16 protein-coding genes are annotated in these 20588 nt (G+C 65.7%); 11 read left to right on the forward strand and 5 right to left on the reverse strand.

All coding sequences use genetic code 11. The features are described 5' to 3' along the window. Window positions 1–4 precede the first annotated feature (4 nt). On the reverse strand, window positions 5–598 hold the full coding sequence (locus ACVWY6_RS12495) for a lipid droplet-associated protein (protein WP_457538326.1): 594 nt from the start codon (window positions 596–598) through the stop codon (window positions 5–7). A gap of 69 nt (window positions 599–667) precedes the next feature. On the opposite strand from ACVWY6_RS12495, the gene ACVWY6_RS12500 reads away from it, so the two are divergent. Further along, complete coding sequence (locus ACVWY6_RS12500) at window positions 668–1636, forward strand: 4-hydroxy-3-methylbut-2-enyl diphosphate reductase (protein WP_051406676.1); 969 nt, start codon at window positions 668–670, stop codon at window positions 1634–1636. Window positions 1637–1898: 262 nt separating this feature from the next. Here ACVWY6_RS12500 and mycP read toward each other — a convergent pair whose 3' ends face one another. Beyond that, on the reverse strand, window positions 1899–3239 hold the full coding sequence (gene mycP, locus ACVWY6_RS12505; protein WP_457538611.1) for a type VII secretion-associated serine protease mycosin: 1341 nt from the start codon (window positions 3237–3239) through the stop codon (window positions 1899–1901). 98 nt (window positions 3240–3337) lie between these two features. Further along, window positions 3338–4822, reverse strand: coding sequence for a type VII secretion integral membrane protein EccD (gene eccD / locus ACVWY6_RS12510; RefSeq protein ID WP_457538328.1), 1485 nt, complete (start codon window positions 4820–4822; stop codon window positions 3338–3340). A 178-nt stretch (window positions 4823–5000) separates the two neighbouring features. Here eccD and eccCa point away from each other — a divergent pair, with 178 nt between their 5' ends. The 9 genes from eccCa to ACVWY6_RS12555 all read left to right on the forward strand — a co-directional run bounded on the left by eccCa (window position 5001) and on the right by ACVWY6_RS12555 (window position 15907). Continuing rightward, the gene (gene eccCa, locus ACVWY6_RS12515) at window positions 5001–9008 is read left to right on the forward strand and encodes a type VII secretion protein EccCa (protein WP_457538330.1); all 4008 of its coding nucleotides are present in this window, start codon (window positions 5001–5003) and stop codon (window positions 9006–9008) included. A gap of 11 nt (window positions 9009–9019) precedes the next feature. Continuing rightward, the gene (locus tag ACVWY6_RS12520) at window positions 9020–10255 is read left to right on the forward strand and encodes a type VII secretion-associated protein (RefSeq protein ID WP_457538332.1); all 1236 of its coding nucleotides are present in this window, start codon (window positions 9020–9022) and stop codon (window positions 10253–10255) included. Between the two features lie 194 nt (window positions 10256–10449). After that, on the forward strand, window positions 10450–10893 hold the full coding sequence (gene rplM / locus ACVWY6_RS12525) for a 50S ribosomal protein L13 (protein ID WP_023961983.1): 444 nt from the start codon (window positions 10450–10452) through the stop codon (window positions 10891–10893). Further along, window positions 10890–11438 carry a 30S ribosomal protein S9 gene (gene rpsI, locus ACVWY6_RS12530; protein ID WP_437423786.1) on the forward strand — a complete coding sequence of 183 codons (549 nt, stop codon included), beginning with the start codon at window positions 10890–10892 and terminating at the stop codon, window positions 11436–11438. Before rplM ends, rpsI begins: the two co-directional genes overlap by 4 nt. A gap of 97 nt (window positions 11439–11535) precedes the next feature. Then, window positions 11536–12894, forward strand: coding sequence for a phosphoglucosamine mutase (glmM, locus tag ACVWY6_RS12535; protein WP_457538334.1), 1359 nt, complete (start codon window positions 11536–11538; stop codon window positions 12892–12894). An 11-nt stretch (window positions 12895–12905) separates the two neighbouring features. Continuing rightward, a complete protein-coding gene (locus ACVWY6_RS12540; protein WP_457538336.1) occupies window positions 12906–13586 on the forward strand; it encodes an HAD family hydrolase in 681 nt (226 codons plus the stop codon). 47 nt (window positions 13587–13633) lie between these two features. Next, window positions 13634–13960 (forward strand): hypothetical protein, encoded by a 327-nt coding sequence (locus tag ACVWY6_RS12545; RefSeq protein WP_457538337.1) that lies wholly within the window; start codon window positions 13634–13636, stop codon window positions 13958–13960. Continuing rightward, window positions 13953–15518 (forward strand): hypothetical protein, encoded by a 1566-nt coding sequence (locus tag ACVWY6_RS12550; RefSeq protein ID WP_457538338.1) that lies wholly within the window; start codon window positions 13953–13955, stop codon window positions 15516–15518. The genes ACVWY6_RS12545 and ACVWY6_RS12550 overlap by 8 nt, the downstream gene beginning before the upstream one ends. Then, window positions 15515–15907, forward strand: a complete 393-nt coding sequence (locus tag ACVWY6_RS12555; protein WP_457538340.1) for a hypothetical protein — start codon at window positions 15515–15517, stop codon at window positions 15905–15907. Before ACVWY6_RS12550 ends, ACVWY6_RS12555 begins: the two co-directional genes overlap by 4 nt. 61 nt (window positions 15908–15968) lie before the next feature. Here the strand turns inward: ACVWY6_RS12555 and ACVWY6_RS12560 are convergent, their stop codons facing one another. Next, window positions 15969–16820 carry a dienelactone hydrolase family protein gene (locus tag ACVWY6_RS12560; protein ID WP_062799996.1) on the reverse strand — a complete coding sequence of 284 codons (852 nt, stop codon included), beginning with the start codon at window positions 16818–16820 and terminating at the stop codon, window positions 15969–15971. A gap of 122 nt (window positions 16821–16942) precedes the next feature. Between ACVWY6_RS12560 and ACVWY6_RS12565 the strand changes: the two genes are divergently transcribed. Next, the gene (locus ACVWY6_RS12565) at window positions 16943–18355 is read left to right on the forward strand and encodes an alanine--tRNA ligase-related protein (RefSeq protein WP_457538341.1); all 1413 of its coding nucleotides are present in this window, start codon (window positions 16943–16945) and stop codon (window positions 18353–18355) included. Window positions 18356–18445: 90 nt separating this feature from the next. Here ACVWY6_RS12565 and ACVWY6_RS12570 read toward each other — a convergent pair whose 3' ends face one another. Beyond that, entirely contained in the window at window positions 18446–20575 is a 2130-nt protein-coding gene (locus ACVWY6_RS12570; protein WP_457538343.1) for a bifunctional lysylphosphatidylglycerol flippase/synthetase MprF, read from the reverse strand. Window positions 20576–20588: the final 13 nt, after the last annotated feature.

The following is a 20588-nucleotide window of genomic DNA, read 5'->3' on the forward strand; positions in this document are numbered from 1 at the left end:
GGTACTACTTGCTCGCGGCGGTCACACGATTGTCGAGCATCGTCAGGAACGGTGCCCGCGAGCGGTGGGACCTCTCATACGCCGCAAGGTCCTGCAGTTCGCTCAAGCCGACCGTCTTCAACTTCGCGCGGAGTTGCGCCAGGGTGAGGTCGTTGTAGTCGAGCAGTTCGACGATTTCCGGGACGTCGTCGGACGGCGTCGTCGAGACCAGTTGCACATCGTCGGTGTCGATGTCGGGCGCCGAGCTGTACAAGGCGAACCGTCCGGCTCCGGCAGCCGGTGCGGCACTCTCGCCGGAGTCATCGGAGTCGCCACCGGGAACCAATGTGGGCGCGGACGGATGTGCGAGATCGTCGTCTTCGTCGAAGGTCGCCCACTCCGGCTCTTCTTCGTTGTGCCCCAGCAACGCGTCGAAAACATCGTCTCCCTTGATCGCCATCTCGGCGATCTGCTGCTGGAAACGCATCAGAGTCTGGAGAGTCTGACTCACGGCGGTCATCGGAAGTGTGATCGCGGTGGTCGGCAGTTTTCGAGTCTCTTCCAGCACCGTTACAACAACCCCGGCGGCGACCCTTGCGGCATAAGGTGGTCGGATCATCCCATTACTGTGCCTCATGCCACCGGTCGTGACCACCAGGAGGGTCGTATTGCCCGTACCCTGAACATCATGAGTTCGGCCGAAATCAGCCCTGGAGGCAAGACAGTCCTGCTCGCCGAGCCGCGCGGTTACTGCGCCGGTGTCGACCGAGCCGTCGAAGCGGTGGAAAAAGCGCTCGAGAAGCACGGTGCGCCGGTGTATGTGCGTAAGGAGATCGTGCACAACCGCCACGTCGTCGAGACGCTCGCCGACCGCGGCGCGGTGTTCGTGGACGAGACCGACGAGGTGCCCGAGGGCGCACTCGTCGTGTTCTCCGCGCACGGTGTGTCACCGGCGGTCCACGAGTCCGCCGCGGAACGCAACCTGCGCACCATCGATGCGACATGCCCGCTGGTCACCAAGGTGCACCAGGAGGCCAAGCGGTTCGCACGCGACGACTACGACATCCTGCTCATCGGCCATGAAGGCCATGAGGAGGTCGAGGGAACCGCCGGAGAGGCGCCCCAGCACGTCCAGTTGGTCGATGGACCCGACAGCGTCGATGCCGTGACGGTGCGTGACGAATCGAAGATCGTCTGGTTGTCGCAAACCACGTTGTCCGTCGACGAGACGATGCAGACGGTGTCACGGTTGCGGGAGAAGTTCCCCCTGCTCAACGACCCACCGAGCGACGACATCTGCTACGCCACGCAGAACCGTCAGGTGGCGGTGAAGGCGATGGCGCCGAAATGCGATCTGGTCATCGTGGTGGGTTCGAGGAACTCGTCCAACTCGGTGCGGCTGGTAGAGGTGGCCCTCCAGGCCGGGGCACGCACGTCCTACCTGGTCGACTACGCACGTGACGTGGATCTGACCTGGCTCGAAGGGGTCGAAACCGTCGGTGTGACGTCGGGTGCATCGGTGCCGGAGGTGCTGGTGCGGGGTGTTCTCGATCTGCTCGGTGAGCACGGATACAACAACATCGAAAAGGTCACCACTGCCGAGGAGACGCTGACGTTCGCGTTGCCGCGTGAGCTTCGGCCGGCGCGCGCGAAGTAGCGGCCCAAGCTCGCGAACATCTCACGCACGGGCGCGGTGGCGTTCAACTTCAACAGCACCGAGTACGGTGGCGACGTCGCTGTGTTCCGGGGCACCGCCCGGTTGGACCCGGAAGGGCCGACACCCGAGGAATGGGAACAGTACGTCGCCAAGTACCGTGGCGGCTTCGCTTCGCTCGAGACCTCACCGGAGGAATTCCGCGATCAGTATTCAACGCTGATCGAGTGGTGCTGGAGCATGTGCGGGGCTGGTGAGCCCGAGCTCAGTATTCTTCCGGTTCCAGCCGCCGTAGTCGTCGGGCAGGCAGGGACACCGCCCATCCTGCGACCAGTATCACCGCGCAGACACCGCCGCCGATGATGGCCACCGTGCGTGCGGAGTGGTCGGGCGCGGGTGGTCGCAGCGGAGGCGGAATCGCTTGCGACGCAGTCCAATCAGACTTCTCAGGGGGTAGTTCGTACGTCAGGGCGGCAACCGGGTCGACAACGCCGTGGCCCACCGTGTTGTCGCGTCCGGTGCCCGGTGAATGCGCCGTCCTGGTGATGCGCTCGATCACCTCTGCGGCACCGAGTTCGGGAAACCTGGATCTGACGAGTGCCGCCACACCCGCGACGTAGGGCGCAGCGAAACTGGTGCCCTCCACTCGTACGGGACCTTTCTCGGTGGACTGGGCATCAACGATCCGTCTGGATCCGCGGGCGCTGTCAAGACTGACGATCGCGGTTCCGGGAGCGGCGACGCCCACCCATGGTCCGGCCAGACTGAATGGCGCCGGCGCCCCGCCGACCGAGTCGACCGCGGCAACGCTCAGCACATAGGGCGTGTACCACGCTGGGCTGGCGACTGTGGTGACCGTGTCCCAGCCGGCGAGGTCGGGGTCTGCCGGGTCCGGCAGAGGATTCTGCTGCGCACACTGGGAATTGCTGACGAGGTTGCCCGCCGCCGCGACCACCACGACATCGCGGTCGAACGCGTACTTGACGGCGGCTCCCAGCTGCGCGTCGTGGAGGTCACCACCGGCGGGGCCGCAGGCCACCTCGGAGATGTTGATGACGTCGGCGCCGAGGTTGACCGCACGCACAACGGCATGTGCGAGGGTCTGCACCGTGCCGAATCCTGTTCCGACGGTTGGCTTGTCGCGGGTCTCCGAGCGTCGGTCCTTGGCGACGAACGCGGCGCTGGACTGCCGGATCGCGATGATCGAGGATTCGGGGGCAACGCCGCTGAAGGCGTCATCGGGGGACGGGACCGCAGCGATGATGCCCGCCACCAACGTGCCGTGGCCGTCGCAGTCCTCAGTTCCGTCGGTGCGGGCGACGTAGTCGCCACCGGCGGTCAGTCGCGGCAGCCGCGGATGCCGGGTGACGCCGGTATCGATCACCGCGATCTTCTGCCCGGCTCCCCGGCTGAACCGCCAGGCGTCGGGTAGTCGCATCATCGTCTGTGCCGCCGACGGGACCTGCGGATCGGTGCCGGGCGACAGCACCGGTTCCGCGCACAAGGTGTCCTGCTCCGTCGGTTCGGGCGGACCCACGGGTGCGTCGCGGATGACGGCACGCGGATCGATCGAGGGCGGCGTGATGCCTTGTGCCGGGACGGGCATGCTCGCCAGCACCACCAGGAACCCGACGGCCGACAGCGCTGCGATGCGAACGCGCTTGGATGGGGGGCGAGGATGACAACGGGTCGATGCCAACGCAGTCACAGGTCGCGGACCGCTGCATAGAGATTCATGATCCAGAACATCAAGGGGACGATGGTCGCGATCAAGAGGTACTCGATGATCTCCACTGTTCGCCGCACCACGGGCGAGAAGCTGGATCTCGGGGCAACCACGCCGCAGAGCAGCGCGGCCACGCTCACCGCCGCTGCCGCGCCGGCGGCCACGACGACATGATCGCCCGGTCCCAGGGCCACTTCGCCTACCACGGCGGCGAAGCCGACAGCTCCTGCGGCGATGAGGACCGCTGCCTGGGCGAGGTCGGCGTGTGATCTGCCCCGTAAGCACAGGACCGTGGTGATGATGAGGGCGAAAACCGTGCAGCGCCAACTGAAGTCGTCTGCAGGGTAGGCGACCAGGGCAATGCCCGCGACCGCTGCGACCGCAGTGCCGGCGATGATGCCGGTGAGATAACGACCGGCGGTGTGCGCGCGGAGTTCCAGTGCGGCTGCCGACGGCAACGCCATCGCCCCGATCGCGCCGATGCCCTCGATGGCCGGGCGAGGCGCTGAATCGGCCGGGTCGATGGCGGCCCCGGCTGTGGGAACCGGCGGCAGTGGCAGTCGGGCGAGGGCGATCGTGAGGCGGGGCGCCATCGAGATGGCCAGTACCGACCCGGCGCAGAGCGCCGCCCCGACCCGCACGGTGCCGGGCGACCACAGCAACTGGGCCGCTGCGGCGGCGGTGGCGAAGGCGGTTGCCGTGACAATCGCGGAATGGATCAGCGGCCCGGCTGTGGAGATCCGGTAGGACAGCACCGCGACGACGGCGGCGACGCAGCCACCGAGGGTGAGGTGGGCGGCGCCGAAGTCGCCGGGAGGCAACATCATTCCCGTTGCGAATGCGAGAGGAAACGAGCACAGCGAACACATCGCCGCCGTCGAGCGGTCGAGGTAGAAGCGACCCACGACAGCTCCGGCGACAACAAACGCCAGCGCCAGCAACCCGGTGACGATCGCAGGCCACAGGTCGCCGTACGCATTCCGTTGCTGGAGGAGGGCGAGAGCGGTGAGGGTGGACGCGCCCACGGCCACCGCGTAGCCCATCGCCTGTGCCGCGCCCGCCGACCACCCGCTGGACTGGGCTCCACCCAGGCGCGCCACCGCATCGATGACGTCGTCGAACAGAACTGCGGTCTCGCGCGCCGGAACGGACCGGAGGATCAGCAGGTCCCCGTCGCGCACACCTGCCTCGGCGAGACTGCGTCCGGGCGCGATGGGGTCGTGGCCGACCCGGGAGAGCGTCCAGTGGTCGCGAACAGGTCCGGGACGTGCCTCCGAATCGTCGGTCTCCGGTGCCCGGGAGGTGATGAGCGACACCAGATCCGGGATCAACGCCGCGACGGGAACCGCGGCGGGCAACCCGACGTCGAATTGGGTTGTGCCCCCGATGACGGAAACACGTGCAAGCGCCGGTTGGATGCCGGCAGCAGCATCCAACTCGGCCAAAAGATCGGCAGCGGTCATGAATTTCCCCCCAAGGTCCCCACCAGTACCGAAGACCATAGCGAATGAGACCGACAACCGTTGCCGTCGGATGACGTTTTCGCACCCTTGCGGGTGCCGCCGACGGAGTAATGGTGAATGATGGGCGGCCGGGGGAAGTTTCTGTTCCAGGGGTGGGGTAACAATCCATGATGTTCAGGTGACGGCAGGCACGACCGAAGGGTTTGTGCGGCGGGCACGCGTGCCTGCTCCACGCGCGCCCGGCGGCGAGGTCAATATTCAAGTGCCACCGGATGTTCCGCGTGTGGTTCCGGGCAGTCTGCTGATGAAGATGATGCCTGTGGTGATGGTGGTCGCCGTGGTGGGCATGATCTCGATGATGGTCGTGACCGGCGGCCGGAACATGCTGTCCAACCCGTTGTTCATGATGTTCCCGATGATGATGCTGATGTCGATGTTCGGCATGTACGCGGGTTCGGGCAATCGTGGTGGCAAGCGCGCCGCGGAGCTGAACGAAGAGCGCAAGGACTACTTCCGGTATCTGTGTCAGGTACGCGACGAGGTCCACGACACCGGAGCTGCTCAGCGTGAGGCACTGGAATGGAGTCATCCCGAACCGGCCGCTCTACTGGGTGTCGTCGGCGGCCGGCGGATGTGGGAACGCCGGCGCGCCGACAGCGATTTCGGCCATGTTCGGGTGGGCGTGGGATCGCAACGTCTGGCGACGCGTCTGATGCCGCCGGAGACGGGCCCACTCGAAGACATCGAGCCGGTGTCGGCGGTGGCGCTACGACGGTTTGTGCGAACGCATTCAGTTGTCCACGGCCTCCCGACGGCGGTGTCGCTGCGGGGCTTCCCGGCGATCAACATCGAAGGTGCCCGGCAGGAGACCCGGCAACTCGCGCGGTCGATGGTTCTGGAACTGTGCGCGTTCCACGGCCCCGATCAGCTGATGGTCGCGGTGGTGACTGCCGACCCCGGCGCCGAATCGTGGGATTGGTGCAAGTGGCTGCCCCACGTGCAGCACCCATACGAGCGCGACGGTATGGGCTCGGCGCGGATGATCTACCGGTCGCTGACCGAGCTGGAGGACGACCTGGCCGTCGACCTCCTCGAACGTGGCCGGTTCTCGCGTTCGGCCCCACCGAGCGCCGGCCGGATCCAGCTGGTGATCGTGATCGACGACGGGTTCGTCTCGGGAGACGAACGGGTGGTCGGTGACGCGGGCATGGAGGCGGTCTCGATCCTCGATCTGTCGGCACCCCCGGACGGACTCGCGGTCCGCCGGGGCCTACAGCTGGTGGTTCGGGACGGGAAGATCGGCGCGCGAAGCGCTTTCGGAGTCGAAGAGTTCGCGGACATGGATTCGCTGACGGTCGCCGAAGCGGAGGCCTTCGCCCGATCGATGGCCCGCTATCGCCTGGCGACCGCAGCACAGATGGTGAATCTGGAACAGGAGGTCGCTCCGTCCGACCCCGGTCTGATGAGTCTGCTCGGAGTCGCCGATGCCACCCGCCTCGACCCACATCTGACATGGGCACCCCGCAGCGCGCGGTCGCGGCTGCGCGTCCCGATCGGTTACTCCACCAGCGGTACGCCCGTGGAGATCGACATCAAGGAGGCAGCCGAAGGCGGGATGGGTCCGCACGGGCTCTGCATCGGTGCGACGGGGTCCGGCAAATCGGAGTTCCTGCGTACTCTGGTGCTCTCGCTCGTCAGCTCCCATTCGCCTGAGGCACTCAATCTCGTTCTGGTCGACTTCAAGGGTGGGGCAACGTTTCTGGGCCTCGACTCGTGCCCGCATGTGGCAGCCGTCATCACCAACCTCGAAGAAGAGTTGTCGATGGTCGACCGGATGCGCGACGCGTTGTCGGGGGAGATGAACCGGCGTCAGGAGGTGCTTCGCGCGGCGGGGAACTTCGCGAACGTGGGGGAGTACGAACGTGCGCGCGCCGCGGGTGCGCCGTTGGAACCGCTCCCGGCGTTGTTCATCGTCGTCGACGAGTTCTCCGAACTGCTCGCGCAGAAGCCGGATTTCGCGGACCTGTTCGTGGCCATCGGACGACTGGGCCGGTCGCTGCACATCCATCTGCTCCTTGCTTCGCAAAGGCTCGAAGAAGGCAAGATGCGAGGCCTGGACAGTCACCTGTCCTACCGCATCGGACTGAAAACCTTTTCCGCCAACGAGTCCCGATCAGTACTCGGTGTACCCGATGCCTACCACCTGCCCAACGTGCCGGGATCGGGCTACCTCAAATGTGATTCGGCGGAACCGATTCGATTCAACACGTGTTACGTGTCGGGTCCGTACTCGCCGCCGGTCGCGGCGGGCGCCGAGCACATCGCGTCGTCGGGCGGCCCGGTGGGCCTGAAGATGTTCACCGCCGGCCCTGTGCCACTCGACCCCATCGTGCCCCCGGTTGCGGCCGAGGTGGCCGGCCCCGACCCCGCCGGTGATCCGGAACCGCCCGCACCCAACTCCAGAACGCTGCTCGAGATCGTGGTGGACCGCATCGCCGGGCAGGGACGTCCGGCACATGAGGTGTGGCTGCCGCCGTTAGGTCAACCGCCGACCATCGACATGCTGGCCCCGCACTGGCGGACCCCGCAGATCGGTCGGCTGGTGTTCCCGATCGGCATCGTGGACCGCCCGTACGACCAACGGCGCGACGTTCTCACCGTCGATGTCGCCGGATCGCGCGGCAACGTGGCGATCGTCGGTGGACCGCAATCGGGTAAGTCGAATGCGGTGCGCGCGTTGATCGTTGCGGCGGCTGCCACCCACAGTCCGGCGCAGGTCCAGTTCTATTGCCTCGACTTCGGCGGCGGCAGTCTGGCCGGGATCGCCGGCCTGCCGCATGTCGGATCGGTTGCGAGCCGCTCGGACATGGATGCCGTGCGGCGGACGGTGGCCGAGGTCGCAACGGTGATACGGCAGCGGGAACTGCGCTTTGCCGAACTCGGCATCGAGTCGATGCGCGACTACCGCCAACGCCGCCTTGCCGCTGACGCATCGGTGCAGGCGGATGTCTTCGGTGACCTGTTCCTGGTCGTCGACGGCTATTCGGTGATCCGCGGCGAGTTCGACTTCCTCGACGAGCAGATCAACACCATTGTGGCGCAGGGGCTCTCGTATGGGGTCCACGTGGTGCTCACCGCTGCGCGCTGGGCCGAGATCAGGCCGGCCGTCAAAGACCTCATCGGCAGCCGCCTCGAACTGAGACTCGGTGACCCACTCGACTCGGAGATGGGCCGCAAGGTCGCCGGACTCGTGCCCGAAGGCAGGCCCGGGCGTGGTCTGACCGCCGAGCACCTGCACATGCTGATCGCTCTGCCGCGCACGGATTCCGACACCTCGCTCGATTCACTGAGTGCGGCCGTGGCGCAGACGGTGCAGCAGCTGGTGGCCGTCTACCCCGGTCAGCAGGCCATGCCGGTCCGCAAACTCGCCGCTCATCTGGAACGGTCCGAGGTGGTGGCACGTGTGCACGACGCCGGGATCGAGCTGACGGCCGGTGAAGTCGCGATCGGTGTCGGCGAAGCCGAGTTGGCCCCGGTCATCCTGGACTTCCGGGTTCAACCACACTTTCTGGTCTTCGCCGACGTGGAGCACGGGAAGACCACGCTGCTACGCAACATCGTCGCTGGTCTGGTCGAGAACAGCACGGCGACGCAGACGAAAATCGTCCTGGTCGACTATCGGCGCACCATGCTCGGTGTGATCGACACCGATCACCTCGCCGGGTATGCGAGTTCGGCCCAGACCCTCACCCCGATGGTGAACGAGTTGGTGGCGTTCTTCACCGCCCGGATCCCGGGGGAGAACGTCACCCAGCAGCAACTCCGTGACCGCAACTGGTGGTCGGGGCCGGACGTGTACATCGTCGTCGACGACTACGACATGGTGGCCACCGGAAGCGGAAACCCGTTGAGCCCGTTGCTCGACCTGCTGGCCCAGGCCCGCGACATCGGCCTGCACCTCATCGTCGCGCGCCGTTCTGGCGGCGCCGGACGAGCTCTGTTCGATCCGATCATCGGGCGTCTCAAGGACCTGTCCACCGATGGGCTGCTGATGAGCGGTGACCGCGACGAGGGGTACCTGCTGGGCCGGGTGCGGTTGCAGCGCCTGGTACCGGGTCGGGGAGAACTGGTGTCCAGATCGCGACCGCAGCAAATGATCCAGGTCGCCCACATGCCGCCGTTGTGATGACACCCGACGTGAGAGACAAAGACCCCGAGGCGTCGCCGACGGTTCGACCGATACGGATGGTGGTCGCCGACATCGCCTACGACGACGTGGTGGTTGCCGGGCGTGAACCCTGTTCCGTCAAAGCCCTTGTCCGCGGCATCAACGGATCGTCGGTGGCCGTCGACGGGGTGAGGATTTCTACCGCGGCGGCATGGTCAGAGGTGTTCGCCCGAGCGCTCGAAGGCCTCGGGGCCGTGGAGTTGGCACACCCGACGACATGGGGTGTCCGACGCACCGAGATCTTGCGGCAGGCGGCGCAACCCCACTGTGGCCAACTGGTGCTGACACCGCGTGCTGCGGTCATCGCCGAATCGCATCTGGGATCTTCCACGCAGCGGGCACTGGTAATGGAGGTCCACTCCCGGATCGACATCCATGAGATGGATCGGTCCACCGGCAGGTGGACCGTTGTCGGGACCTCGGTGGCCACTGCCGAGACGGTCGCCCTTCGATTGGGTGACATCGTCGACAACCGCGTCGAGGCAATCCTCGTCGACGGCACCGACCCCGCGGCAGTTGCGGAAATTCTGCGGTGTTGCGAAGTCCACACAGTGGTCGGTCGGGTCGCGGCCGTGCAGCGATCACTGATTCACCGCTTCGGCGGCTCCGCATTGCCGGTGGACGAGGGCATTCGCGAACCGCCGACCGTCGGCCGGACCCCGATGCGCCGGCGCGTCGCCGGGGCGATCGCAGCGACTGCTGCAGTGCTGATCGCAGTGGCGGTGATCGCGTTGATGGTCGACAACGGACGCGAGGGTGTGTCGCCGTCTGCGGACCGCGAGGCCCAGCTCGGCCGCGTCGCCGTCACAGTCCCCGCCGAGTGGCGCGAGAGCTCGGAGCCGGCAGCCGAAGGAGTTGTGTCCCGCACCACCTTCGCCGCACCCGGCGACGACCGCCGGATCATCGTCTTGCAGAACACGGTGCGCAACACGTCGACCTTGGTCTCGGTGGCGGGTAGCCTCCGCAATCGCATCGGGCAGCGCGGCGACGACGTCGTCCAGGAGTTCTCGGCCAGCACGCGTTACGCAGGCCGGGAGGTGATCAGCTACCGCGAGGTGCCCGTCTCCGGAGGGCCGATCAGGTGGTACCTGCTGGTGTCGGCGGGGTTGCAGGTGAGCGTGGGATGTCAGGGCGGATCCGCAGGTGAGACGATCGACGAGCAGTGCCGGGTCGCGGTGGGTGCGGTGCGGATAGGAGCGCCATGACGTGCGAGTCCGCCGCACGGCCGGCGCCGCTCGGCGGCGTTTTGACCTGTTGACTGCCCGGCCGGTACTGTTGACCGTTGGTGCGCGACCGCCTGTAGCCAGGTGTAGTCGAGGCCCGGGTCCCCACTGGTCGCCGGGAACTACCTCTGCCGCGTTCCAGACCAGCTCCAGTTCACCAGACATGAGGACTATCTGTGCCTACTTACACCCCGAAGGCCGGTGACATCACCCGTACGTGGCATGTCATCGACGCCACCGACGTGGTGCTCGGCCGCCTCGCTGTGCAGAGCGCGACGCTCCTGCGCGGCAAGCACAAGCCGACCTACGCACCCCACATGGATGGTGGCGACTTCGTCGTCATCATCAACGCCGAGAAGGTTGCCGTCAGCGGAAACAAGCGCGACGACAAGCTTGTCTACCGCCACTCGGGTTACCCGGGCGGCCTGAGGTCCCGCACTGTCGGTGAGTCGCTGGCAACCCAGCCGGAACGCCTCGTCGAGAAGGCGATCGTCGGGATGCTCCCGAAGACCAAGCTCGGGCGGGCCATGGCCTCCAAGCTGAAGGTCTACGCAGGCCCCAACCATCCCCACACGGCGCAGCAGCCCGTGCCCTTCGAGATCACCCAGGTTGCCCAGTGACGGCGCCGGAGGAGCAGAACGTGTCCGATGTGAACGAAGCCGAAGCAGTGGCTCCCGAAGTGGTCGAGGCCGAGGTCGGCGCTGACGACTACACGGTGGACGACACCACCGCAGACGTTGCCGACGAGCCGGCCGTCACCCGCGCGCCGATCGATCTCGATCGCCCGATCCAGACCGTGGGCCGTCGTAAAGAGGCCGTCGTCCGCGTCCGGATGTCACCGGGCACCGGTGCCTTCAAGCTGAACGGCCGCACCCTGGAGGAGTACTTCCCCAACAAGGTGCACCAGCAGCTCATCAAGGCGCCGTTCGTCACCGTCGAGCGCTCCGACACTTTCGACATCGCTGCCAATCTGCACGGTGGCGGACCTTCGGGACAGGCCGGAGCTCTGCGTCTGGCCATCGCTCGTGCCCTCATCGAGGTCACCCCAGAGGATCGCGGAGCCCTCAAGAAGGCCGGCTTCCTCACCCGTGACCCGCGTGCGGTGGAGCGCAAGAAGTATGGCCTCAAGAAGGCCCGTAAGGCTTCGCAGTACAGCAAGCGCTGATTTCTTCAGCCCGCAAGAAACACCAAGTCGAACTTGGCACAGGCAGGCGTTCAGTTTCACTGGACGCCTGCCTGTGTATTTAGAGCGAAGGATGTCAATGGGGCACCTGTTCGGTACCGATGGCGTACGTGGTCTGGCAAATGCCGACCTGACCCCCGAGTTGGCGCTGTCGCTGTCGCAGGCGGCGGCACGTGTACTGCCGCAGGATCGGTCCGGGTCCGGCCGTCCCACAGCGCCGGCCTCTGGCCGGCCCATAGCGATCGTGGGCCGGGATACGCGGGCGTCGGGGGAGATGCTCGAAGCCGCCGTCTGTGCCGGTCTGACCGCGGCGGGTGTCGATGCCCTGCGAGTCGGCGTCGTTCCCACCCCGGCTGTTGCGTATCTGACCGACTTCTACGACGCTGCCTTCGGCGTGATGATCTCGGCCTCGCATAATCCCATGCCCGACAACGGGATCAAGTTCTTCGCCGCTGGTGGGCACAAACTCGCCGACGCCGCCGAGGACGCGATCGAGTCCGCGCTGGACACCGTGTTCGACCGGCCGACCGGTGCGGATGTCGGCCGCGTTCGCGATGCGCACGATGGACTCGACGCGTACCTGACCCATCTGTCCGCAGCTGTGGACGTCAACTTGAAGTCGGTGACCGTGGTGGTCGATTGTGCCCATGGCGCCGCCTATGCGGCCGCGCCGCGTGCCTATCGCGCTGCCGGTGCCACCGTGATCGCGATCAGCGCGGACCCCGATGGCGAGAACATCAACAAGGATTGCGGCTCAACACATCTCGACCGGGTTCAGGCAGCAGTTCTGGAATACGGGGCCGACCTCGGACTCGCCCACGACGGCGACGCGGACCGCTGCCTCGCCGTCGATGCCGCGGGACAGGTCGTCGACGGCGACGCCATCATGGCCGTCTTGGCCAGTGCCATGAAAGATGCCGGCCGCCTCAAGGACAACACCCTCGTCGCCACCGTGATGAGCAACCTCGGGTTGCATCTGGCGATGACCGATGCCGGGATCACTGTGCGTACCACCGCTGTCGGTGACCGTTACGTCCTCGAGGAGCTCCGTGCCGGCGGATTCTCGCTCGGTGGTGAACAGTCGGGACACGTGGTGATCCCTTCGCACGGCACCACGGGAGACGGCATCCTGACCGGGCTTGCGTTGATGGGCCGGATGGCCGAGACCGGTAGGTCGCTGGCCGATCTGGCATCCATCATGAGTGCGTTGCCGCAAGTGCTCCTCAACGTGCGGGTTGCCGACAAAAACGTTGTGGCCGAGGCAGCTTCGGTCAAGCAGGCAGTGACCGACGGCGAGGCCGAACTCGGCGCCACCGGACGAGTGCTGCTCCGGCCCTCCGGTACCGAGCAACTCGTGCGTGTCATGGTGGAGGCAGCCACCACAGAGCAGGCGCATTCGGTGGCCACCAAGATCGCAGCCGCTGTCGAGTCTGCCTGACTTTGCCACCCGTGAGCGCTGTCCTGTTCGACTTCTCGGGCACCCTTTTCCGGTTCACCGAACGGTCCGAGTGGTTCACACGCCTGCGCCAGGAATCCGGGGAAGAGTTCGAAGGAGAGGCGCAGTCCGAGATCATCCGAAGGATGACCGCTCCGGTCGGGATGCCGCCGGGTCTGCCTACCGAAGACGAACTCGCATGGGAACGAAGAGATCTGGACCCGCTACTGCACCGTAGGGCTTACTTGTCGGTTCTGAGGGCATCCGGACTCACGTTGCCCGGTCATGCGGAATTGTTGTACGAGCGGGTGGTCGATCCGTCGTCGTGGGAACCGTATCCGGACACCGGAGACTGCCTGCGGCGACTCCGGGAACGCGGAATCAAGGTGGGGGTCGTCAGCAACATCGCGTTTGATGTCCGCGCGGTGTTCGACATACATGACATGGCCGGACTCGTCGACGACTTCACCCTGTCCTATGAGGTCGGTGTCACCAAACCCGATCCGCGAATCTTCACTCTCGCTGCGGGTCACCTGGGTGTTGACCCCGTCGATGTGTTGATGGTGGGTGACAGCGAAGAGGCTGACGGTGGTGCCCGGGCAGTGGGATGCCGGTTCGCGCTGGTCGAACCTGCGCCTGTCGAACAGCGGCCACACGCACTCCTCGACGCGGTGTCCGGCTTGCTCGCGCAATAGAACGGAACCTCTCCATGCCCCGCAACGTCTGATTTCGGGGAGGCATCATGAGCGAGCAGACGTGGATGGACACATCCGCAGTACAAGGGGTCGGCGAGGTATTTCGGAGTGGTGCCCGGGCGGTCGAGGTCGCTGCGGGTGCTGTCGCCGACTGCTCGTTTGGCTCACATGCGGGAACGCGGTACGCGACCCACGGCGAGCAGTATGCAGCTGGACTGCTTGCGGTGGTGTCATCGGTGAACCGCTTCGTCGAGTCGTCGCGGAGCATCGCCGGGGGACTCTTCGATGCAGCCGCAACGCTGACAGGCGAGGACGTGGTGAATGCTGCGACGTTCGAGGCCGCGACAACCGGGGATGGCGGCCTCCATGGGTGAGACACCCGGTCTCGCACAACAATTGACGGACCAACGGTGTGCGGCGGAGAACAGCGTCCGCTTCTTCGACAACGTCGGCCCCCTGGCGCGGCGGCTGGGGATGGAAAACCTTCCCTCCGGTGACGTGTGCCGGAATCGCCTGCTCGAGACCGAGGACCTGGACACCGACAGGCTGCGAGCCGACGGTCGAATCGTGTTGGGCCTTCAGACCGTCGCGGCGGCCGAACTGCAGAATCAGACCGGCCAGGACGCCGTACTGGGAACCTGTTGGCCTACGGGGTCCGGCATCGTCGCCCGCACTCGCCTTCAGGACGCGCACATCCCGCGCGCGACGGTTGATGTGGCGGCGTTGGCGGACATCGGCTCTGGGATGGTGGTGGCTGCCGACGCCATCGAGGCGGCCCGGTTGGCCAAGTTCTGGTGCGTCGCCGCCATCACACCCGACGCTCTGCTCGGGATCCCGATCAGTTCATGGCTGACACTGGTCACCACCCCGGGTTCGCCCGCTGCCGAACTGACAGCTGCGATCGACAGCACCGTCGCGTTGTTCAACACCGCCGTCACCTTGTGCGACGACGCCATCGATGCAGTTCTCACCGGGCTGTGTACGGCGATGGCACATGTGGACGTCTCGGACTACGCAGGCGGCGACTGTGAGAGGGGACAGCTGGTGTCCTCGGACGAGACACTGGTGCGATGCGCCGCTCACAACTCTGAACCGATCGCCTCCGAGCGCGATTGCCACGCTGCGGTAGAGGTTTCTGGACCAGCCGGCGGGGTTCGCGAATCTCCGGGCATCACAACGGTGTCCGCACCGGCACCGGACTCCGGGCCGGTGAACTCGACCTCGGCGTGCGAACCGGGGGCGCAGTCCGTGAAGGCGCAGCCGGTGATGACGGCACAGTCGGGGGTGGCGAGCCCATGGACGCCCATGGTGGGTGGTGCCGATCTCTCAGCGGTACTCGGGTCCGTCGCTGTGGCAGTCGGTTCGGCTGTGGCAGGCTCGATCACAGGTGTGATCGAGATGGTGGCGAACGCAAGCGGCGCAGTGATGCCGCCTTCGGCGAGCCCCGACGGCACCGAGCATGCGGCGGACGCGGGCGGTGAGACAGCTGAACCGCCGGCCTCGACCCCGTTGGGAGACAAAGGGTTCGACCTGAAAGGGTCATCCGACTCGGGCGCGCCCGAGTGTCCGGACCCTCAGTTGTCTTTGGCGCCATCGGATGCCGTCCCGCCGGAGGAGCGAGCGTGCGAGACCACCACCGGGGACGGCCAGAGCAAGGTCGGTGACGACCTGACTTTCGAGGAGCAAGCGCCGGTACCGGCGACTCCCGGTGACCCCGAACCGCCAGACGCGCCCGAGACGGATCGAGACCCTCTCGAGCAATGTCCGACTCCTGGTTCCCCGCGGATCCAAGCTCCGAGAAGCAAAGACGATGTCGATACCCCCGGCGCTCCTGGCAATCTCGATGCGACACCGGTGACACCGCAGGCATCGGAGCGCGACGCGGTGACACCGCCCGACGACGGACTCCTGGCTCTGGCCGGTGAGCAATGAGCCTTTCCGACCTGTTCGACAACATCGCCGCCAGAGTCGGTACTCACAGTGCCGAGGCCGTGGCCGGCTACCGCAAAAGCCAGCAGGCACTCGGTGAGAAGGTCCGGACGAGTGTCGAGAACGCAACGCACGGTCGCGGTGTCACACGGGCATCGGTGGCTGCGGGCGGCGCAATCCTGCTCCCTGCGAACGACATCGACCTCAGTCCCCACACCTCGTACCCAGCCCCGGGTGAGTCAGCGGACACCCCGACGATCGGGGCGAAGGCAACTCTGGGCACCGGTGCGAAGGACTCATCGACGCCGCTCCCCGGTCAGTCCGGCGTAGAGGTGGAGGACTGTCAGGACACTGCGTTCTCGTACACATCCGGTTGGCTGTCCGACCGCTGAACGCCGGAGCTCGGTGTGGTGCCAGCCGTTGGGCAACAGCGTTGGACCTCGAGCAACCGCGCTAGCCCTTGAGCAGCTTGGTGAGTGGGTCGACGATCTCCTCCATGCCAGGCGCGAGTGCATCAGGGTCGATCGTCATCAGCTTGCCGAGTTCGGCTGCCGGGTCACTGAATGCGGCGTACGTGACGTCGCCCGTCAGTTGGTGCAACAGGAATCCGGTGAGTACCGCGCGCGTCAGCTTCTGCGTCTTCTTGTCGTTGCCCCCGGCACCCAGCCTGGCCCGAACACTGAAGCCTTCGGCCAGTCCTCGGTTGTCGGATTTGGGGACGAGGCGCAACACCGACTGTCCGGCCAGAGCACGACGCAGCGCGAGCGCATTGGACGTCATCGATTCGAGTTCGCCGGGCGCGGCAAGGATCAGCGCGGACTGCCGGACCTCCGCGGCGGCGGGGAGCACGGCAGAACTGGTCGGCGCCGGGTAGAGGGCAGCGAGTGCCTTGGCCTTGCTGCTCCGTGATGCGGCCAACGTCGCGGCCGATGCGCCGAAGCCATGACCGGCGACCGCCAGACGCTGTTTGTGCACGGTGATGTCGCCGGCACCGAGGCGGACCTCGGTGATGATCGACAGGGTGGTCTCGAGATCAGCGGCCAGTCCTTGATCGGAACCGAGCATGCCCTTCTCGGTGGTGGGCGCCGCGGCGACGATGCCCCAGGAGGCCAGATGCGCGAGGGTCTTGTTGTACTGCTTGGCGCCCGTGAGCCAGCCATGACCGAACGCCACCCCGGGCAGGTCCTTCCCGGCGGCGGGCGCGTAGACGGTGCCCGGCAATCCGACAATCGCCATATCGCCGCGCAAGACCTTGTGCGGTCCTGTCTTGGACAGCTGCGAGAGGAGCTTCTTGGGGTTGGCCACGAACTGACTCTAAGCGATCGTGTTGCCGGCCGACATCACCCGTTGCCCGTATCGGAGACAATTTTCGGGCCAACGCGCCGATTCGGCGCGCACACCGGCCGTGATCTTGGGACAGTTACCGGATGGATGCCAACGAAATCCGCAGCGCCTACCTCTCGCTGATGCAGGAGCGCGGCCACGCCCTCATCAACAGGGCCCCGCTGGTGCCGAAGGACGACCCCACCACACTCTTCACCGGCAGCGGGATGCAGCCGTTGCTGAGATACCTGTTGGGCGCCGAACATCCGGACGGCAACCGGCTCGCCGATTCGCAGACCTGCCTTCGGTCGCAGGACATCGAGGAAGTCGGCGACAACCGGCACACCACATTTTTCGAGATGCTCGGCAACTGGAGCTTGGGCGATTACTTCAAGTCCGAGCAGATCCCGCTGTTCTGGCATTTCCTGACCGAGATCGTCGGACTCGATCCGAACAGGATCTACGTGACGGTGTTCTCGGGAGACCCCGAACACGGCGTCCCCCGCGACGATGAGAGCGCGGACATCTGGACCGAGTTGTTCACCAAGGCCGGTGTCTCGTCGGACAGGGTGGTGTTGCTGACCGAAGAACAGGGCAACGAGCAAGGAAACCAGGGCGCGCGGATCGCGTATTACAGCGACAAGAACTGGTGGTCGCGGTCCGGCGGTCCGGACACGATGCCCGTCGGCGACCCAGGCGGACCGGACAGCGAGGTCTTCTACTACTTCCCACAGGTGGAGCACGACACGGCTTTCGGCAAGTACCCGCATCAGAACTCCGATGGCGGTCAGTACATGGAGATCGGCAATTCGGTGTTCATGCAGTATTGCAAGACCGACGACGGGTTTGCGTTGCTGCCCAAGCAGAACGTCGACTACGGCGGCGGTCTCGAGAGGATCGCCGCGGCATCCATCGACAGTCCTGACGTGTATCGCATCAGCCTCCTCTGGCCGATCGTCCAGAAGATCGAGGAGCTCTCGGGTGTGAGCTACGACGACAACACGGTTGCGATGCGAGTGATCGCCGACCACATCCGCGGTGCGGTGTTCCTTGCGGTGGACGGTGTGGTGCCGTCGAACAAGGAACAGGGTTATGTGATGCGACGGCTCGTTCGGCGGGCTATCCGTTTCGCCCATCAACTCGGTGTTCAGCAGAACCTGCTGACGGAGTTGGTCCCGGTCGTCGCCGGTCTGTACGCCGAGGCCTACCCGGAGGTGGCCGATCGGCGTGACGTGGTGATCGCCGTGCTCGAGAAGGAGGAACGGGCCTTCCGGCGCACCCTCGGCAAGGGCTTGCGAGAGTTGAAGCGACTGGGCAAGACCGGTGACACCGTCAACGGTGACGACCTCTTCAAGCTCTACGACACATTCGGATTCCCGGTGGAGCTGTCCACCGAAGAGGCCGTCAACCGAGAGCTGCCGCTGACCGAGAACTGGCGAGCAGAGTTCGATGCTGCCATCGAGGTGCAGCGGCAGCGGTCGCAGGCCTCGACCAAACTCGGTGCCGGGACCGCCTGACCCAACCGAACTGCTGGTCAGCCCCGTCGGTGTGTATCCGCCGACGGGGCTTGCCTCTGTTCGCTGATGCCCTTACTCCCGTGTGCGGCCTTACTCCCTTGTAGTGGCCAACTTCAGCATCTGACCTGGGGTGGCGTTGGGCAGGTACGCCCTGGTGAGCGCTAGTCCGATCCGTGGCAGATCGCCTTCATCGCGGAAGCACATGTACACCGGCTCGTACCTCGGTTGGAACTTCATCTTGAAGGCGTGCAAGGAGCGAAAACCGTAGAACGGTTCCATTGCTGCTCCCAGCATGTCCAGCAGACGGTCCATGGCTTCCACCTCGCCGGTGTCGTCGGCGGCACGGGCGAGCGGAGCGCCCGAGAGTGAGAGAATCTGCGCGCCTTCGGCTTTGAAAGCCAACGCAGAGCTCGCGATGAGGAATTCGATGACCGGGCGGAAACCGTCGTCGCGTCGGCGCATCACGTCGAGCGTCCAGCCCTTCACCTGATCATCTCCACCGAACACCGGCAGCCACGACAAGACTCCGTGCACCGAACCCGTCTCGTCGATGGCAAGCGCCACACGGACTTCCGGGTCGAGGGCCTCCTCGACGCTGCCGAGGGTGAAACCCATTTCCGGCAGGCCCTTGTCGCCGACCCATTCCTCGGAGATCGCCCGCACCTGGGCGAGTACGGCGAACGGCTCGTCCTTCAGGGTTGTCAGTTTGAAGTTGATGCCTTCCTTCTTCGCCCTGTTGATCGCCGATCGGATGTCCTGCCACGGTTTGCCTTTGAAGGCCAGTGTGGGCAGGTCGATGATGGTGTCCTCGGCGATCTGCAAAGTGCGCCAGCCCATCTCGCGGGCGATCTCGGCCGTTGCCTCACTGACCGAGAACCAGCAGGGGATGCGTGCGCTGCTCTCGGCCATGTCGGTGAACTCGCGGATCGTCTCGGCCAGTTTCTCCGGAGCGCAGACGGGGTCCGCGAGGGCGATGACGGTGCCGGCCGGTCGCTGGTAGCCGATCACGCCTTCGCCGTCCTTGGTGAACGCGTATTGATTGTTCTCCCAGGTGATCATCCAGCTCATTGTGCTGCCCCCATATCTCTTCAGGAGGCTGCGTACCTGTTCGGCCGGATTGGATCCGCCCATGCCCGCCATGGCTTTCCGGCTGCGCAGCGGGACGTTGAACGCATACCGCCCGGCGAACAGCAACGACAGTTCGACGATCCACAACAGTCCGGTACCAACCGTGACCGCGCCCTGACCCTTGAAGTCGGAGGTGATCACCGCGACCAACACGAAGACGAGCAGGGCGACGTACAAGAGCCCGTAGATCACGGTGATCCACCATGCCCAGCGCCGTCCGCGCCGCAATTGGTCGGCGATCAGCAGCACGATCAGAACACTGACGATCGACCCCCAGCTGAGGCTGTCGTCGGAATCGGTGGGACCGAAGGGCCCGTCGCCGGGAAACACTGCGACAGCGATGTTGACGACACCGATGAGGACCAGGCCGAGGAAGCTGATCATCCGGATCTCTTGCCGCGTTCGCGGCATCACACCGGATTCACCTCGACTGAAGAACTTTTCGCCGACCACGAGCATCACCACTGCGGCGATGAGGTGGGTGACGTCATGCAGTGAGCCCTCGAAGAGGAAAGAAACGGCAACGTAGGCAAGGAGTATCGCCCGCACCCGCAGTCGCCACGGCGAGCGGAGTCTGGCACTTGCCGCGGCCACGGCAGCAACGATGGCGGTGGAATGCCCCACGTCCTGGACGTCGGCGAGATGGTCGACCCATTCCCAGCTGGTCGGCCGGAACAGTGCGATGAACGCGACGGCGCCCAGCTCGCCGATCAGTTGCCCCGCAATGGTGACAATGGCCACCCTGACCGTGCCCAGCAACCACTCACACCACCCGACAACAATGGCGAAGATGACGATGAGTGCGATGTAGTGAGCAGGTGTCAGCCCGAAGAGGGTGCCCGACAACGGAGTCCACCACTTACCGTCGGTGAGCGGGGGATAGCCATAGGCGACATCACCGAACCAGGACCGGTTCTCCACCGTCTCCCACAACGCTCCGGTGACGATGCCGAGAACGATCGTCACCGCGACCACGGTCGAGGTGAAGGGAACCTTGCGGATGGTCCAAGCCACCGGACCGAGCACCTTGTCGGCCCGCGACGATGTCGGTTCGGCCGGGGGTGCCTCGGCAGTGGTGTCGGTCGTGCTCATCGGCGCCTTTCGA

Source organism: Williamsia sp. R60, from assembly GCF_054063855.1.